Source organism: Bacteroides sp. MSSM.1001136sp1_RTP21357st2_D2_RTP21359_211015, assembly GCF_040913205.1.
Classification (GTDB): Bacteria; Bacteroidota; Bacteroidia; order Bacteroidales; family Bacteroidaceae; genus Bacteroides; species Bacteroides ovatus.
This window is the reverse complement of sequence record NZ_JBDFVF010000008.1, coordinates 76,305-96,142: the sequence shown is the minus strand read 5'-3', so window position 1 is coordinate 96,142 and position 19,838 is coordinate 76,305. Positions and strand designations below refer to the sequence as shown.

Annotated in this window: 7 protein-coding genes; all 7 read right to left on the bottom strand. The window is 44.3% G+C overall.

The genetic code is table 11. The features are described 5' to 3' along the window. Positions 1 to 2: 2 nt before the first annotated feature. The 7 genes from AB5217_RS07490 to AB5217_RS07460 all read right to left on the bottom strand — a co-directional run bounded on the left by AB5217_RS07490 (position 3) and on the right by AB5217_RS07460 (position 19,661). Positions 3 to 3,122 (bottom strand): DUF6298 domain-containing protein, encoded by a 3,120-nt coding sequence (locus AB5217_RS07490; protein ID WP_234123103.1) that lies wholly within the window; start codon positions 3,120 to 3,122, stop codon positions 3 to 5. Positions 3,123 to 3,152: 30 nt separating this feature from the next. Beyond that, positions 3,153 to 4,835: a polysaccharide lyase gene (locus AB5217_RS07485; protein WP_008640305.1), complete on the bottom strand. Its 1,683-nt coding sequence runs from the start codon at positions 4,833 to 4,835 to the stop codon at positions 3,153 to 3,155. Positions 4,836 to 4,893: 58 nt separating this feature from the next. Continuing rightward, on the bottom strand, positions 4,894 to 9,324 hold the full coding sequence (locus AB5217_RS07480; protein WP_080599515.1) for a two-component regulator propeller domain-containing protein: 4,431 nt from the start codon (positions 9,322 to 9,324) through the stop codon (positions 4,894 to 4,896). Between the two features lie 136 nt (positions 9,325 to 9,460). Next, positions 9,461 to 12,115, bottom strand: a complete 2,655-nt coding sequence (locus tag AB5217_RS07475; protein ID WP_234123105.1) for a glycoside hydrolase family 2 protein — start codon at positions 12,113 to 12,115, stop codon at positions 9,461 to 9,463. Between the two features lie 311 nt (positions 12,116 to 12,426). Further along, entirely contained in the window at positions 12,427 to 14,778 is a 2,352-nt protein-coding gene (locus AB5217_RS07470; protein ID WP_368112693.1) for a DUF5703 domain-containing protein, read from the bottom strand. 33 nt (positions 14,779 to 14,811) lie between these two features. Next, the gene (locus tag AB5217_RS07465; RefSeq protein WP_151934717.1) at positions 14,812 to 16,245 is read right to left on the bottom strand and encodes a sialate O-acetylesterase; all 1,434 of its coding nucleotides are present in this window, start codon (positions 16,243 to 16,245) and stop codon (positions 14,812 to 14,814) included. 116 nt (positions 16,246 to 16,361) lie between these two features. Next, positions 16,362 to 19,661, bottom strand: a complete 3,300-nt coding sequence (locus tag AB5217_RS07460) for a glycosyl hydrolase (protein WP_234123203.1) — start codon at positions 19,659 to 19,661, stop codon at positions 16,362 to 16,364. Positions 19,662 to 19,838 lie beyond the last annotated feature (177 nt).

Genomic DNA, 19,838 nt, shown 5'->3' with positions numbered 1-19,838 from the left:
CTTTATAACTTATGGAACCAATAAATACCTTCTTTCTTATCTGGCACCTTTAGATTGTATAAACCATTTATTTTCAGCGATTTATTTATCGTTTCAATCTTTCCGGAAGCAGGATGAATGTACTTTAATACATACTTTCCGGACGATAATTGAACAGGAATTTCTGTTCCGGACTTGGAATAAATGATACTTCCAATATCAAATTTTACCATTTTTTTGTACTCATCCGTATTTGTTTCTTCCACTTCCATTGCTGCTGCATCCTTCAGGAACGCTTTATCTGTGCACGGAATTACAGGACATGAACCTCCTGCCATAAACACAGCCCATCCCATAGTCGGATAATTCTGTGCGTAGAATGTCACTGCCTTTTGAGGAAATTTCTGACGATACTCATTGACAGCTTTATATGCTTCTGTGAAAGTTACCTTTCCCACTTTCATCTTCCGCATGTGCTGACGTGGCGCCATATTCTTTCCACCTTCCGGCGCAAAGATTCCGTCCGTCTTATAATGCCAGTATCGAATATCAATAATATCTACTACGGCAGCACGTTTAGGATCTGCAAGGATTGCATCCTGTACATCTTTCGTTGTACTCAATGCCACTTTTACTTTCTTCCCGGTTTCAGTTTCCCATTCAGCTATCACGTCCAACCAAAATTGTACGAAGTGCAACGGGCCTGTAAATTCAGCGCTTGTCAACTGAATAACATTCGAATTGTCCGCGAAGTTATTCAGGCATTGGCGGATATATTGTCTGTGCAATTCACGACGGACAGGATGAGTAATGTCATAGAACATATCCGCCACAAAGATTCGTTTGTCTCCGGCAAATGGAGCAGGTTCAGGAAATCCGGTCTGATTGATGTTATTGCTGCTTCTCCATGGAGAATCTACCCAATGCGCACCGGCTTCCAATATATTGTGTTGGAAATAGTTTTCATGGAACAACAGCAGTCCGTCCTTATTTCCTTTTTCTGCAAATTCTTTTAAGCGGCTCCAGTACCATGCATTAGGGCGTTTCAAATCATATTTGCTCAATCCTTCCCATGCTGTTCCCTGACCGCTACGACCGAATGGCTGTTCATAGAAAGGTCCCCATACATCACCATCCCGACGGCGAACCCGTTCGTGGTCATCCCGGCGACGATCGTACCAAAGACCATAATTCTGATCGAAAACAAGAATGTTTTTCTGTTTCATAAAGTCGACTACAGAATCAATGCGGTCGGTTAATCCCAATCCCTCACGTCCCGGCACAAAGCGGGTGATGGCCGGACTTGCCTTTTTCAGATAATTGGTTTTGAGCTTTCCGTTCCACCAAGGGGTGGTATGACTGCCTCCCACCAATAGAGCACCGTCCATCTGAATACGTCCATTGGTTACAGTTACTTCCGGTTGGGTTAATAATTTAGCAGCAGTAGAAGAAGAATTTGCAAGCGCAGCGCTCTTTTTCTCTTTAATATCATCGATTGATTTTACTCCGGCTGATGCCACCGAAGGAGCAAACTTGTTATCGCCGATCCAATGTTCCAACGTCAACCGTGGTTTATATGCTTCTTTAGCGAGTTCCATAGCTACTTCCACTGTGGGACTACTGGTTGCACTTGTATTTCTGGGCAGAATACGTGCACGTTCTGCACATTCTTTGTTCAACCGTTCTCCCAATTGAGCATAAAAAATACTGCGAGGTTGTACATGATTGTTGGATTGTGCCCATTCACCGTCACCGGAGAATTGTGCCCAACAACCGTATGCACGGTTCATCGCATCTTTTGCCGGGGCATAACATTCGATTTCCGCTGCGGTACATTGCCAAAACAAGCTGTTTGCCGTATTCCAACCGGCTCCGTTTTTATCTTGTCCCAAATTCTTGAAAGTCAGGTTATGACCGTCGATATTTACTACGTCAAACAGCAGTCCGCACGCCCAGGCATCAATAGAACCGCTGAATCCCAAAGATTCATACGAATCACATTGTACAAAAGCATTGGGACCGGCTGCACAATATCCGGCAGCAAAGTCATGAATACCCTGTTCCGAATAGCAGCGTTGAAATAAAGTTTGTTGTCCCAGCGTATGGAAAGTGCAACGACGCATCCCTCCGATTTCTGAAACGGGTTCTTTCGAGATACAGTCTTCAACGGTAATTTTGGAACCTGTACGCTGAACAATTACAGCACTTCCTGCAAAATGCTTGAAATTAACCAGTCTCACCCAACAGTTTTCCGCATCTTCAATGGAAATACCTGTCCAGCAATGATCCTCGTCTTTAGAATAACGCTTGTCGTAATCAGAAATCAGTGTCATATTTTCTACGCCACAATCATGAATACGTCCGTTCCATTGATAAGTCAACAGGGAAGAAGTTCCATAGTTAGCATCCAAAGCTACGGTCAGCGGAGCATCCAGTGTTACCTGGTTGCCGTTTACTTCACTGACTGTTCTGTCCCAAGTCAGATCCATGTCACCTTCTTTCCATCCCAAAGCGCTGATACCTCCTCCAAAGATATCACAACCCAAAGAGGCAATCCATTCTTTGCCGGAAGGACGGGTAACCATGACACGATCTCCTTTTTTCAGAGAAACACCCGAAGCGACTTCCAATGTTCTCGCGTTTACCGGAACATAGTGGGAAAGCACCTTCAATGTGTCTTGCACATTCAGGTCGTCCACTCCTTCCATGTAGATAAGCGCACCTCTGTCTACACCCTTTTTCAGCAGTATTGTTTTTTCTTTATCCGTACCCCGCAATACAATTCCGGATGCGGAGATACGAATACTGCCGGACAGGGAAAATTCTCCCTGATCGAGTAATACGGCTCCCCGAAAACCGGAAGCGTCAGGAGTCAGCGAAGCTACATAATCAATGGCACGTTGAATACGTGCAGTATTATCTCCGGCTTTCCAGGGTACAAACACCACATTACGAACAGAAGGAATATCCTGTTCGGAGGATTTATATCCGCATGTAGAGAAATCGAGAATCCGGTTTCCCCGATCATCATTCAGGTAAGTGATCTGGTCATTCTTAACCTGTAAAGCAAAGGTTTGCGCATAACTTTGCACAAACCCAATGCTCAATAATCCTAAAAGGATCGTTCTTACTTGTATATTCATTACAATAAACTTTAATCTCTTTTCATCCGGTTACAACAGACTTTTCCGTTTAGACAATGTATCGTAATTGTTCTTCAAGTCTGTCCAGTCTACCTTCTTCTTGGTGTCTATGCCATTGATGTATTTTTCAATATTGGTATATCCGTCACCGTTGCAGTCCATGTTTGCGTCAGCCGGGTCGTTCGGATTCAATCCGTTGGCAATTTCCCAAGCATCCGGCATACCGTCGCCGTCCGAGTCTACTGCTGCTTCACCTTTATATTCGGGCAGTCCGCCTACCTGACGAATATCTGTGATGATACCTTGTTTGTAAGAATCAGCCGGTAACCGTCTCTTCACGTAAGGAGAGACAAACTCCGGTGCATCTTTCGCATAAATGGCCTTTCCTGTTTGTACGGTCTTAATGACACGTGCATCTACTGCGTCACGTTTCGGAAAATTAGCTCCTACATTATCTAATACAAAGGTATAAGCTTTTTTGGTATCCATTACAGTTACCGGTGGCATTTTGAAAGCCTCGTCCGATTTAATTAGCGGCAGAAACTTTGCGACGTCCACCTCTTCTTTCAGTTGTACGCCTCCGTCCCAGTTATCTTTTGTAACTTTGGCATTGCCATGGATAATATTTCCGTTTACGTATGCTTTTCCGAATGAAAGCGGTCTGTTTTTGTCACGTCCTGCTTCCGGTTTGAGAATACGATAAGAAATCGGTTTACCTATCGGAGTGATCGGACCGGGTTTGAAATAGTTGTTTATCATATTGTAGAAACTGTTGTGATCGCCTCCGTCTACGGAACGGTTCCACCAGTTGAAAACAACATTATTGACGAAGTTAAAGTCGCCGTCCATACCTACCGAACTGTTCCGGCTGATGTTGGAAGCAAAGAGATTACGGCAGAACATACTGTTATGCCCACCGATGGTTGCACCGAAAGCATGATTGTAGGTATCCAATGCTTCAGAGAAAATAGAATTCTGGATGGTAATGTTTACTGTCGGAAGTTTCAGCCCGTGTCCGTCTGCCCCTCTGTTGTATACATGACGGTAGATAGACATGTTTTCATCCAATCCCCAACTGGCGGAGCAATGGTCAATCATAATATTCCCAACCGCATTCCCTCCTACTGCATCATCACGGAAAGCTACGTCCTGCGCACCGCGACGGAAGCGCATGTGGCGAATCACAACATCGTGTGTATCGATCAGGAAAGATTGTCCGGTGACGCAGATACCATCTCCGGGAGCTGTTTGTCCGGCAATCGTTACATAAGGGGCACGTACGCTAATCGGGCTTTTCAAACGAATCACTCCCGCTACATTGAATACAATAATACGTGCACCTCCCGTTTCGCAGGCTTCGCGTAATGTTCCGGGGCCGGAATCTTCCAGCGAAGTGACTACGATCACTTTACCTCCACGACCACCGGGAGTATACATACCTCCGCCTTCCGCGCCGGGGAAAGCCGGGATATTACTTTTTATCAAATCTTCGGGTTTGGAGGCCCAAGGCTTATAGGGACGACCTTTCTTTGCTTCTTCTAACACTGTCGGCAAAGCTTTTTCCCATGCCGCATCCGATTTCCGTTCAAACTCCGCTTCTTGTTTTGCTCCTCTTGCTTTTACCGAGTCCGGAATTACAGGATACTGGGCTGCCACAGGTAGTACACAGGCAACCAGCATCCACGCTGATAATACTTTCTTAATGTTGTTCATTCTTTCGAATCTTAATTAGGTTTCTAAAAGGACGATTAAGAAAGCATTTTGTAATCGGTTATCTCTCTCCTTTCCGCCATTCATTCATATATTCGCGAGGGGACTGATTATATTTTTTCCGGAAACACTTACTATAATATCCCGAATCCTTGAATCCGACAGCAAAAGCAATTTCGGAAACACTTAAATCCGTATTTTTAATCAGCTCGATAGATTTATTCAAACGAATCTCTTTTACCAGGTCAACGGGTGCCAGGCCGGTAAGACTCTTCAGTTTCTTGAAGAATGCCGAACGGCTCAATCCGATACCGGATGCTATGGTGTCAATGTTAAAGTCACTATCGTCCATATTTTCTTCAATGACCTGATGTATCTTTTCGAGGAACTGTACGTCTTTCTTTACCAAAAATTGTTCGTAGCTGTCTTCTTCGGTCGTTGTCTGGTTTTCCATTTGCTGACGGATTCGTTCACGGAACAGTTTCCGTTCGGCAAGCAACTGGTCAATACGTGCCAACAGATATTCCTTACTGAAAGGTTTGGTAATGTAGGCGTTCGCCCCTAAAGTGATCGCTTTGGTCTTGGCGCCTTCATCATTCTTCGCAGTCAGGATAATGACAGGGATATGACTGATTTGGAAATCTTTGCGGATGGATTGCAACATTTCAAGCCCATCCATTTCGGGCATCATCTGATCGGTCACCACAATATCCGGATGATACAGATGTACTTTCTTCAAACCTTCCACTCCGTTATTGGCAATATGGATATTGAACTTGTCTTCCAGCTGAAGCTTTATCAACTGGCAAAGGTCTTTGTTATCTTCCACCAACAGAAGGGTCGGTAATGAAGCGTCGATTTCCGGTTCTTCTTCCGTACCGTCTTCGGATATGGCATTTGCAACAGGATCTTGTTCTACCGAAACAGGGGCTGTCTCTGTATCTCCCACATAGAAGTCTACTTCCGACGGGCGGTAATGTTCCTTATCCATCAGAAGTTCCACAATAAACACCGCCCCTTGTCCTTCGGGACTTTCAGCACGAATCTGTCCGTGATGCAGATTGACGATCTCTTTTGAAAGTGCCAATCCGATACCCGTGCCCTGATAATAGGAGTTTTTTGCGTTCTCTCCTTGCGAGAAGCGTTCGAAAATCTCGGTCAGTTTATTTTGTGGAATACCTACTCCGTTATCTTCCACCCGTACATAACAACGTTTACCGTCGTCTGTCAATCCGGTAGTTATATAAATACTTCCTCCGGAATGAGTGAATTTGAACGCGTTGGATATGATGTTGCGGATAACAATGCTCATTTTTTCCTTGTCCGCCCATACCATAATCGGTTCATCCGGCAACTGGAAAGTAAAACTGATTTCGTTTTCTTCGGAAAGTACCCGGAATTCTTTCTGGAAAGAAGCTATCATCTCATTAAAATCAATTAATGACACATGCAAACGCATCTTGCCGTTCTGAATCTTCCGGAAATCAAGGATCTGATTCACTAATTGCAGCATTTGATTGGTATTCTTCTCCATCAGATCCACATATTGCAATCCTTTCGGAGAGAGTTTTTCGCGTTCTCTTAGTTCCTGTATCGGACCTTTTATCAATGTCAAAGGAGTGCGCAATTCATGGGAGATATTGGTAAAGAACTTGATTTTCATCTCCGATACTTTCTGCTCGATATAAATATCATTCTTCATTTTGAGCATGAAGAAAGCCAGGCGCAGGCTGAAATAGAGAGCTGCCAAACCTAGAATTACATAAATAAGGGTTGCCCACCAGCTCAACCACCACGGTGGAAGGATAGTAATAGCCAGTGTACAGTTGGAAACCAGCTCCGGATTGGCTTCATCTACGGTTTCTACACGGAATGTATAGTCTCCGGGAGGTACGTTGGTATAAGAAGCGATACGGTTCTTTCCGTTATAATGCCATTCTTTTTCATATCCTTCGAGTATATATCGATAAGATACCCGGTTTTGATTATAGAAATTCAATGCAGCAAATTCAATCGTGAACATGGATTGATTGTAGTTCAGTTCGATTGCTTTGGCGTATGTGATGGATTCTTTCAGGATCGGACATTCGCGGAAACTACGCAGATCGCGGTTGGAAACTTTAAAGTCAACAATACGTGTATCGTAGTTCGTATGCAATGTTTCCAGTTTGTCGGGAGAGAATGTCAGGATTCCCTGCCGGGTACCAATCCACAAATCTCCATTCAAGGTACGGAGGGCACTACCCTCTTCCAATTCCACATTTAGGAAACCGTCGTATTTGTCGTAGTTACGAAACTGTTCGGTAGCTTTATTGAAGCAGGACAAGCCAATTTCCGTTGTAAACCACAAGTTACCGTTTTTATCTTCTACGATGGACTTGACTACATCGTTATTCATTCCTTCACGTATGCCGTATGATTTGAAAATCGGCTCACGCTTTTCTTTATCATAGCGGACTAATCTATTCAAACCGCCTCCGAATACACTTACCCAGATTTGCGAATCAGTATCTTTGTAGAGTACATAAATATCATTATCTGCTACGTTTGAATTTTCGCTGACCTGGCGGTACGTTTCAAACTGGATCTGTTCGGGGACAGTGAAATGTCCGTCGAAAGACATCAGGCCATCCATTGTTCCTACCCAAATACGTCCGTCTTCATCTTCCGTCATGGTACGCACCTCCATATAAAGACCGTATGCAGGATATTGTTTCAAGCCATTGTATTTATGGATAAAGGTAATTGCTCCGTTCTCTTCGGAAATTAGATTCAGACCTCCTCCCAGTAATCCTACCCAAATGCGTCCCTGGCTGTCCTGATAGGTAAAGTACACATCGTTGTTACTGATAGAATTCGGATTCTTGGGGTCATTGATATAACGGGTAAAACGCAACCCGTGCGGTGAATTCATGTCCGGTTCGGCTTTAACAAGCCCGTTTCCCTTGGTGGAAAACCAAAGATTACCGTCTTTGTCTTCCATAATATGATATACGGCTCCTAACAGATAGTTCTTATCCGAGAAGATTTGTTTCACTTGTCCGTTACGATCCAGGCGATACAAGGCTTGCCAGCGGGTTCCTACCCAAATATCCCCATTTTGCGCCTGGAAGAGAGCACGTATTCCCTGATTCCAGGAAGTCGATCTCTCGGGCACCACCGGAGATGGAGAAACTTCTGTCAGCAGTTGGAATTGCTTCTTGGGGAAATTAAGCCTGTATACTCCGCTGCTCGTAGATGCCAGCCAAAGGATGCCATCTTTATCCAGCAGAAGATGGAAGAAAAGCTGATTGGGAAGATCGTCGGAGAAAGGCTTCAATTGGTTGATACGGGTCATTTCCAGTTTCTCCCTGTCGAATAGAAGAATTTCCCCTCCCGGAGTCATAAAGAACATGCCTTGTTCGCCGGCATCCTGCATTTCAAAATTGCCGATTGCGTTCTGATTGGGGAATGTAAAGCGGTGATGGCTCCTGTTCAGGGGATCATAATAGGTCAATGCCTGGTTACCCTCCTGAAACCATACCTTATCATATTTATCATAGAATATAATTCCATTGTCCTTTTCGGGGATGGTAAAGGGGAGCTTGGTCAACTGTTTGTAGCCGATATTGTACTCGTATGCTCCTTCGTTAGTGGTAATGTACATCAAACCGGATTCCGTTACCAGCAAATTAGAAACCGGCTGTTTGATTTCCGGTATCTCGTAACGGTTGACCACTCCGTTTTGCGGATCAATGCTATAAATGTGGCCTTTCTTGTCTCCCAACCATAAGAATTTAGAATTATAGGAGGCACAAGTAAACTGATCCGGGTTGGCAGATACTTTTTTCTGTATAAAATCGGCAGGTTTGTCTTTCAGCGCTTCCCCTTTCCGTAGGGACAGAATCTGATAATCCATACCGATCCAATTGATAAATTCGGCTGTTTCGCAGAATATGTTGTGTTTCAGACGCATGTCGTACACGTTCACGTTAGGACGCGAATCATGCAATTGTTTCATCGTTATTTTACCTTCCTTGTCGGTGTACGCACGCAAAAGGCTTTTATCTTTTGTCAGCAACAATACGTCGCCGTCTTCGGTCGTCTGAATCTTGATAATCTGAATGTTCTCGGAATATTCTTTCACATCGTCGTAGACGGCATGAAAGCTCTCATGCCGTTTATCGAACAGATAGAGTTTACGGTCGATAGTCTTAATCCACAGAAAACCATTCTTATCTTCTACGATGCGCTGAATTTTACGCGGCGGAATATCTGTGGAATAAAAGCCGTCATGATTATCGTAGGAACGGAATTTACTTCCGTCAAAGCTGCATAGTCCATACCAGGTACCAAACCAGATAAATCCGTCTTGTCCTTTTAATGTACAGTTTACGATATTATTAGGCAAACCACGTTCAGCCGTGTAGTGTTCTACAATCATATTTGGATAGGCAAAAGCATACATACCTATCATGGATAGTAATAGTATTAGAATATTCCGTTTTCTCATTGATGGCTATAATTGGAATTAAACGTACTCAAAGATAGTCTTTTTTTTTGAATAGTGCTTTAGTAACATATAAAAAACAAGTTGGCAGGTCACCCCGCTAATCACTAATCACTAACCTGCTAATCACTTTATCGTACTATTTTTCAGTTCCAAATTCAGTCTGTTGACGTTCTACTTCATCCAACACTCGTTGGCGTTCTTCTTCTGTCAGTTGCACTTTTCCTTCAGATGATTCTTTGCCCGGGTTTACATTGAGAGTGGACGGTGTTGTCCTTTGTATTTCATAAGTCTGTTCCTCATAGCAGAAAGGAAATTCTGCAGGAACGCTTTCCAGTTCAATTTCAGTAGCTGTCGGAGCTTGAGTACCCTCAAACTGTACGCGGGCTTTCACCTTTATTTTTCCGGCTTTCCGGGTAGAACGAATCAACACCGGAGCGGAGCCGAACTCCACCGCACGGGGATTAGCGCCAATAGTAGCATCTCCGATGATTTCTCCTTCACCTTCTACCGTGAAAACGATATTCTCTTTTGCCAGACGGCGCACATTTCCACTATCATCGGTTACTTCAGCAACTACGACGATAAAGTCGGAGCCGTCAGCTACCAGGTTCACTTTTTGGGTATCTATGTAAAGGCGTAGTTTGGTGGAACGTCGGGAAGGCATTTTCTTTTGAGTGCATACTACTTTTCCGTCGATGATTCCTTCGGCAACCATGTTCACTTTTTGCCAGTTCTTTTGAGTATAGCTATATCCGCGTGCTTCCCAAAAGTCCCAGACATTCTCGAATATAACGGGAGCATTCGGCATGTGCCCTTTGGCATGAATCACCGGTTTTGTCCAGGTTTTCGTTCCATCATAAATAGAAAGACGGACTGAATCACAGTTTGTGAATACAACTACGTCCTTATCGGAGAACTGTGACATTTCATGAGCAATGAATATCATCGGGCCACATTCTGCCAATGGGTGTTGGAGACTAGCCGGCGACTGGCTGCGAAATACTTCATACGCATATTTCTTCTGACGGAAAGCATCATAAATACCACCCCAATAAGGATCCGGATGGTAACCACGCTGATGATCGAACGGATGCCATTGAGCGCCACCGATAAACAAACCGGTCGTGCGGTACATCTCGTCATAGCTCTTTGCCAAGGACATAGCCTGTACCAGTAACGGGCGTTCTCCCCAACTGCGGCTGGCACGGTTATTATTGTTGTGAGCATACCAGTCGTCTACATTCTCCCCGAATTCACGGGTAAAGATACATTGCTCCGGCTTGTCTTCCTTTTCATCATCACCCGGCCAGCCATAAACAACGTCATAATGCTCTTTCACTCCGGCCGAATGGACATCGGCAGCAGCTACCGGACGTCCCGGATAGGGATATTCTTCTTTGGTAATCTCAAGAGCTTTCAAGGCAAAATCGAGCGGATAGCGGGTTTCATTCAAGATGGGTTCCCACATCAGTACGGAAGGGTGATTACGGTCACGACGAATCATTTCGCGGGTATTCTGATGAACCAACTCTCCGAATTTCGGGTCTTTGTTCCAGTACTGCCATCCCGGAGTAGCGACAATCACGAACAGACCGAGCTCGTCACAGGCATCCATAAAGGCAGGGTCTTGGGGATAGTGGGCTACACGAATAATGGTGCATCCGGCATCACGCAGACGTTTGGCGTCACGCCATTGCTGTGAGTTCGGCAAAGCATTGCCTACGTATGCAAAATCCTGATGGCGATTGGCTCCTACCAGTTGTCCGAAAGGTTTGCCATTCAGCCAGAATCCGTCTTTACCACGGAATTCTGCCAGACGAATACCGACACGGGTAATGCCTCCGTCAATGGATTTATTTCCTTTTTTAATACGTGATTGTACCCTATATAAATAAGGTGTATCCGGTGACCAAAGAGTAGGATTCTTTACTTCCATCTGTTGACGGATGGATTTTTTCTCTCCCGGCTTTAAAGAAAGTTTTCCTGAACTGCGTTTGATTACTTTTCCATCCGCGTCTGTCAAAGTCGTTTCTACAGTGACTGACTCGGAACGGGCGTCGTCATTCTGAACTTCGGTGTTTACATATACCTGCGCACTCTTTTTACTGATCTTATCAAAATGAACGAATACACCTCCACCGCCAACGATTTGTGAATCAATAGCGTCAGTAATAGCTACCGGAGATTTGGCAATCATCCATACATCACGGTAAATGCCACCATGATAAGCAAAGTCTAATGTATATTGACGTTTTCCGGGAGGATAGGATTTGTCATCACTGTTGTCCGTGAAAACAGCGAGCAGACAGGAGTCTCCGGCTTGTACGCCATTGGCGGTCAAGTCTAAAGTAAAAGGCAGATAACCTCCCAGATGTTCCTGAATGCGTTTACCATTCAGATAAAGAATCTGTTTGCCCATAGCTGCTTCAAAATGAAGTACTACCCGTTTCCCTTTTGTTTCGGCGGGGAGGACAAAGTGCTTACGGTACCAAGCCGGTCCTTGATAATTGCGGCATCCACTTCCTTCGGCCGGCATCAACTCTACGGTATGAGGAGTGGAAACGACGTTCCAGGAACGGTCATCAAAGTTTACCGCTTCTGCTCCCTGGACATCGCCTCTGAAAAAGCGCCATCCCGGATTGAAATTATAGACTTGTCGCCCGCTACCGGGAAGCTGGATGAATCCGGCAACCGATGTCTCGGGACGGTAAGTTTCTGTAGCCTGCCCTTTTTCTATCAAGGAAAATAGCAACAGAAAAGTTGATAAGATGATAAATGGTCTTTTATTCATAATTCTTTATTTATATATTTCATTCGTTAAATGGGAATTTAGCGGTTAAATGGGAATTTATCGGTTAAATGAGAATTTTGCAGTTAGGCTGAAAGCCTTACAATTATATATTTATTGGGGTGCCCTGAAAGGGCTTAATTATATAGCGTAGGGCAACGCCCTACGAAAAAAACACACCAGCCACAAGCCCTGAAAGGGCGGAACCGTATACAATTATGCCCTTTCAGGGCGCAAATTCAGATTGTCGTTTTTACGTAGGGCGTTGCCCTACGCTATATAATTAAGCCCTTTCAGGGCACTCCGCAAAATTATCATTTTTCCTTTTCAATCATTATAACAATATCCTTTTTTCTACTTTCCGGTAAAACTTTCAAATCCGTCACTTTTCCGTTTTTGAGAGTGGCTTCTACTGTTGTTTCGCCCGGAGCATGAAGTTTGAAATGTACGTTCCGTTCTTTCGGCCATGCCGGGAAAAGGAGTATTTGTTCTCCATTGGTTTGCAATAGCATTTCCTGAAGTCCTATCATGCCGCTACCTCCCCAGTTGTGATCGGGTGTCCAATCATATCCCGGTCCCCAAAATGCGGGGAAACGATGCGGTCCATTCGATAATTTGGCTAAAGATAGTTTCTTTGCTTCTTCGGTTAGGCCTAAACAGGCAGCCCATATATTATCTTGTTTCCATCCGGTATGCGAACGGAACTTGATGGCATCCGGGTCATAAAAGTAGGTATTACGGGCTATATCCAGATCCTCCTTTCCTACTCCATAAATACGCCATGGAAACACTGGATAAAGTTGTGGCGTTTCAACATTATTAATTCGTTCCCAACTTACGGCGGGCGAAATTGTTTGCTTCAAGACCGGAGCAATAGTCGGATTCAACGTATCTTTTATTTCTATGTATCGCAATGGAATCGGAGGTATTGCTTTTAGCATCTCCTCTTTCTCTCCGTATGTTTCTAATACCACTTTCAGGGCGGCGATGGTGCTGCTTGCGTTATTGGTCATTTTATATGTTTCACAAGCAGAACCCGGGAAAAGAATCAGATGTCCGTTGCCATCCAACGCTTTCCGTCCCCGGCGGGAAGCTAGTTGCCGGTAATGTTCGTCGAAGAATGTCAGCGAACTTTCGATCAGAGGTAAATAAGGGGTAATATCAGCATTTGCATAGTTCTTTGTTTCCAATATCATTTGGCAGAATTCAAGAACCGTATCCCATTCATATTCCAGCCAGGCATTATATTCCAATCCTTTGTCGAACCAGTCCGGTCGTTTGAAACCATATTCTGCGGGGTTCGGCAAACCGAAATTTTCGATCTGCTCGCTAAAGCAGGCTCCATCATGTTGCCAATATATACGGCTTCGCAGTTCTGCATTCTTCAACATGCGGTTATAAAAATCAAACTGGGAAGGCATCATATCAAAGTCTCCGCTTTTCAGCATCGGCCAGTATACTAAACGTTGATTCTGTGCAGTCATCGTACCACCTCCCCATTTCCGGTAGTCGGGAGTAAAAGATTGTTTTTCATCGACATGGCAAGGATCAAAGGTAAATAGTCCGCCATTAAATTTAGTCGGTACGCTGCCATAAGCATTGCATCCCAGCATATAGCGGAAAAGGGTGTAGTTTCTGGTTATTTCTTTTGCTTCCCCTTCTGCTTCGATAAAACTGCGTTGCCAAAAGGAATTCCACCACGAACGGGTCTGTTTTTTATCCTGTATGATAGTTTTCAATGAAACTTTACCTTTGGGGGCTATTCTTTGTAAAGCAGTTTGTAGTCCCTGCTCCCATTCTTCTATTGTTTCTGTCTGGTCTGTATGTAACACAATACAGATATGTTCTTTCCGGGCTGCTTTGGAAGAACGGAATTTCCAAGCACGATAGTCTGTTCCGGCATATACATCATCCGCAGTGCCTGCAAATTCTAAGTTTTCACCCAAAAGAGTTCCTCCAAAAGTCAAGTTTTTCAAAGGATTCATCATTTGAGATTTTACTTCGTTCATTCCTTGTTGAGCTACAACTACATCAAAAACGGTCTGTTCGGGATTGCGATGATAAAACAGAAGTTGGTTCCTCTTTATTGAAGTCCTATTTATTTCAGCCTTTCCTGTTGAATCAGTAATTTTGTCTAAAGAAATAAAGTCGGCCTCCGTCACAGTACCTTTCGGGGGAGCCCATTTGTAGGAACACTGTTGCCCCTCTCCTTTTCTGACAGGTCGTTCCTGATAGCGCCAATTTTCATAAAAGACTTCAGTCTGCAACGGTTGTTCATTTGTTACCTCTACATGTATAATCGGATGAAAAACATCTACCCAAAATTGTATCTGTGTGTTTCCTGCCGCGATTTCTACATATCCGTCTTTCAGCTTCAACTCCTGACGAAAATCTTTAGCGTCTTTGAAAGGATTGGGTGATAGGCGGAGACGTACACGCCCTTGCTTTAACTGGCAGTTGTTTTCGTCGAATGTACCGCTACGGCTCACATAGAACATAACATCACCGTCTTCTACCCATATATTCATCCCAATATCTCCACCACCGCAAGGCATAGATTCAGAAGAATTACGACTGGGAGTATTCCAAATGACATTGGCATGCTGACTCCAAAGAGCCGACACGCCAACAAACAGTATGGTTATAATCAGATAAAATCTCTTCATATATTTTTCATATTTTACCTTGTCTATTTACGATTACCAATCATCCGAACGAAAAGACCCTAAAGGCAATCCGTCGCAATATACATCTCCTTCCACATAGTTTTCAAAACAATATCGTACAGCTACCGGGTGCGGCACTTTATCGCTTTTCACTAGCATCTTACTACGTTCTATCCATGCTTTGGCCGGGTAAAAAACTTTATCTTCGCCGGCTACCTGAAAGTTTTTCGATTCGAAACAGTTCTTGCCGCTAATCCACATATTGGCACGTTCGAAGCTGACAACTACGGTGTCGTTCTTTATTTCAATGCTTTTATAATAAGGACTTTCGCCATTCACGCCTTCCACTCCATACGTTTTAGTTAAAGCCAGAAGTGCCAGGCGTTCGCCCGCAACCTGTTTCTTTGCGGGATGGATACCTTTTTCCATTCCTGCATCCAATAATACAGCCATACCGCTGTTAGCTACACGATGTTCTACTTTTGCCTGTGCCTCCCGGAGATATGCCGAATTTATCACTTCCTTTCCTTTTTCGGTAATAATCCCGTAATCATACGGAGCTATCTGGCAATAATAGAAAGGGAAATCCCCCTGTTTCCATTCGGCACGCCAACCGTTAATCAATCGGGTAAACATATCAGCATACGTATGGGCACGATTCCAGTTATCTTCACCCTGATACCAAATCACTCCTTTCATGGTCATACCGATTAACGGATGCAACATACCATTATAAAGCACGGTCGGAGTACGGTTCTTGGATTTTATGTCGGTTTCCGTTTGAGGTATCTTCGCTTCCGGAAAGGCTTTCAGCCAGTCTGCCGTCATCCATGCTTCACAGGCGGAACCACCCCAGGCTGCTACAACTAATCCAACCGGAACATCTAATATTTCATTTACCAGTCTCCCGAAATAATAGGCTGTTGCACTGAAATCACGGACGCTGGCCGGAGTAGCTTCTTTCCACGAACCGATAACGTCATTCTGCGGAGTGAATGTAGAAGTACGTTTCACCGTAAACAGACGGATTTGCGGATTCTTGCTGTGAAGAATGTCCATATTGGCATTTTCTACCGGTTGGTTTTTGAATCCTTTCATCGGCATTTCCATATTACTTTGTCCGGAACAAAGCCAAAGTTCGCCTATCAGAATATTATTCAGTGTCTTTTTGGTTCCATCATCAAAGGTCACAGTATAAGGACCTCCCGCTTCGGGAGTAGCTACTGTCAGTTTCCATGCCCCATTTTTATCTGCTGTTGCTGCATATTGTTTTCCATTCCAACTAGTGGTCACTGTTACTTTTTTATAAGGAGTCGCCGTCCCCCAAAGGTTTGCATTGGTCTGTTGCTGCATCACCATGCCATCAGAAAAAATAGCCGGTAGCTTTACTTCTGCGTGTGTTGACAGGCAGGCAGCAAGCAGAAAACCTGCCAACATTGTACCTGTTTTAATAATTGAACTTTTCATACTTTAGCTATATTATAATGAATTGGGCACGGATTACATGGATTGCGCTGTTACTTTATGTAATACGATTCTCATAAACCGTGTAATCCGCGTAATCCGTGCCTTAAAAATCTATTTTATTCTGTGGTAGAAAAACTCAAAGGTCCGAGTAATCCTGCCGGAAGCAGCGTTTTCTCTGCCCTGCGATATTTTGCATTAGTCCAAATGCCATCAAACGGCGCTTTTCCTTCATCAGCTCCTGCCAGTGCATTCGCCCATGTATTTGTAACCTCTATTTCAAGCTCATTAATTCCTTTTTTCAAGGCACCTGTAATATCTGCACGATAAGGAGCTGTCCAGATTGTGCCACAATCTACGCCATTCACACGAACAGTTGCCAAATTATAAACTGTTCCCAGATTCAGATAAATCTGTTGGTCTTTATTCGGTTTATTTTTCCAGCGAAAAGTGGTTTTATAGGTCGCTGTCCCCGAATAATAACGTATCTGTTCGTCCGATTCTTGGCTCCAGTCGAAGAGTTTTTTTCGTGTGAGCGTTTTTTTGTTAGCTGCAAAAGTTATAGTATATTCCTTTGCTTCCAACGCTATGTTTAAAGGCTCTTTGGCTGTATCTTTTTTCTCCTTTTGCAGTTGGAGAGAGGATTCTCCATAGCCTTCATGTACTCCCTCCGCAGGATATACGATGAATACGGACTCGTTAGGAGCCAATGTGAGAGTAACTTCCGTCCGGTTTCCGTTGATACGATAGGAAGGATGAATATTCATCTCACCCGTCACCGGGTTCCAACATTCCGGTTTCTTACCGTTAATACGCATACTTGCAGTAAACGTGCGTGTTTCGTCCTTTTGGTTGGCTACGAAATAGAGTTCGCCAAGTTCGCCACGACGATGCGTCCAGGCAATATCTTCCGGCACGATCATGTCACGTTCCAAGCCATACACGGAAAAATCTTCTTCTGTATAAGGTAAAGAAGGCACCAAAATGCCAGCTTCTTTTAGTTCATTGATTTTCTTCTGCACTTCCGATGACAACACAGGTTCGGGATTCATAGGACGCGAAAGAGGTAGTACCAACACTTTATAACTTGCTCCACCCGGCAACGTTATTCGTCCGTTTTCGGCTTTCGCCAAACGAAGGATTGCATCTTTATTAAAACTATCGTATGCATATCCACGAAGCGGATTCACCCATTTCTCCGGATCAGCCATGTTGGCTGAATGGGTAACACCTACCGGACGTACACGTAAAGGCTGTCCCTCATTGGCCAGACGGATGCGTTCACTTTCCACTCGTTCCGCACCGAAGATTCCCGGCAGAGAAGGAACCAATCGTTCCGGTAATATCGAACGCCTCGGCACTTCTTCACCTGTAAAGACTGCGATGTCTGTTACCGGATGCCCATATTGCAACAACGACTGGCAACGGGTAGCATATTCGGAAAAGGCTTTTGCCCCTTTATCCCACCAGGTCTGATCCCGTTGGAAGAAAAGTCCGATGCCATCCAATGTCATGCCGGGCTTGCGGTCCAGCCAGGGATTATGTACATATACATGGTAGAAAAGGCGGTTGATTCCTAATGCATAATTACGATCCAACAAGGCTTTCAACATTCCGGGGTATTCATCCCACGTGCCACGCACTTCGGTGAATCCTTCAGCCTGAATAATATTCTTTCCGTAGATATGTGCTCCGCTAATAGCATCGAGCATATCATTCGGTTTGTCATGTGTGGGACTGTTCAACCAAAATTCACCCATCGGAAGATCTACTTTTTGATAATGTAGTAGACCATCGCTTACCATCGTCGGAGCTACACATTCTGCCGAGAATTGGCAATCATATTCTTTCGCACAGTCCGCCAATACCTGATAGAACACATCTACGACGAGTTCTGATATGGTAGTACGTACGTCTCGCAGAATCTTTTCACTTTGTTCGACACTTTCCATCGGAATACCTGCCAATAGAGGTAGATAAGGCATCAAATCGTAGCCACGACGTTTCTGAAATTCAATAGCGAAACGTTTATTCCAGTTTTGGCTGCCACATTCCCAACTGTCGACATGCATATATTTCAGTACGCGACGAGCTATTTCGGGATTGGTCTTTACAAATGCCTGCGCAAACCAGTTATCGAATTGCTTCCGTACCGTTTTCGGGTTAAACTTATCACATTCCAATCCTTTTCCACCTCCCGCTGTCGCATTGGTATGCCCGGTAGCTGTATGTCCCATGCGAAGTAATTTCCATTTTCCTTTGGGGAGAGTGGCGGTCAATGTTTTTCCATTCGAATGACCGGTATATTGCTTTGTTAGATTGATGACTTGTGAAAGTGAATAGCAATCCTGTTTCCCGAATTCCTCTTCTTTAGTCGCTTGAGCAACACGCCATACCAGTCCGACTTTTCCTTCCCATTGGTTCAGACGGGCTTCCCGGTGCAGGCGTAATTCTTTTATTTTCAGATTGGGCTTCCATTTGGCAGCATCCATATCTTCACTTCCCGGTTCGCTTCCTTCAGGAGTCCAGTAGAAACGAAAGAAACGGGCGGTAGTCGGAGGAATACTATGAGTTGAATTCTCATCCGTATTCTGCCATCCCTGACGGGCAGGAACCAACTGCTTAACCAAACGATAATTCACTCCGTCATCACTGGCCATTACTTTCAAGCGGTGTGCCTGATAATTATTACCATTTAAAACGATTTCAATATTCCGACAAGTGAAGGGTTGTTCGTATTCATACTGGATATAACAAGGATACGAAGAACGGATCACTCCTGCCGCATCCATATTCACTGTTTGAGTAGCTTTTACATTTCCTGTCGTGGCTAGATTGACACAAGTAATCTTTACCTGCATCTCGTCCGCTGCGTCTTCTACCGGCAAAGCGAATAATGCAATATCTTCATAATAGCTTTCATAGGCTTCCGGTTGTGGCAGGCGAATAGCCATCAGCTTTCCTCCGTTTACAATCGTATCGCTCCAAACCACTTTCTGCATAGATTCTTCGGGAGTAATCCAGGGACCTCCCGCCAATGCGAAACCATCACAAATGTGCATTCCCAATTTCAGCCCCAAACGATCTGCTTCTTCCATACTGAAACGTACCATCTCCCACCATTCGGGAGTTAGCTGCTGCGCCTTGCCATCGTATTGGGCGCCTTCGTGGATACCTTTAATCGGCATCAGGTAAGTACCTCCCAATCCGGCATGTTTCATAGCCTCCAAATCGGCTGTAATGCCTTCTTTAAACACGGCACCATACATCCAGTACCAAAAAGTCCAAGGTTTCGCTTCGTCAGAAGGATTTAGAAATTGATCGCGAAGTGAGCGTGTTTGCTGTGCATCGGCAGGGCATACGGCTGTCCATGCTAATAGAGAAAGTGCAAATATTTGTTGTTTCAGTCGGCTTTTCATTCCAGTCTATATTTTTACTAAAGTAAAGACGAAAATCACTCTGTTTTGTACTCACTATTAGCTTATGAGATCAGGAATATAACAACTTTAATCAAAAAAAGGTGCACCTCCTTTCCTACTCTCGGAAGAAGGTGCACCACACAAACAAAACAAACAATAGACGACCTTCACAGGCAG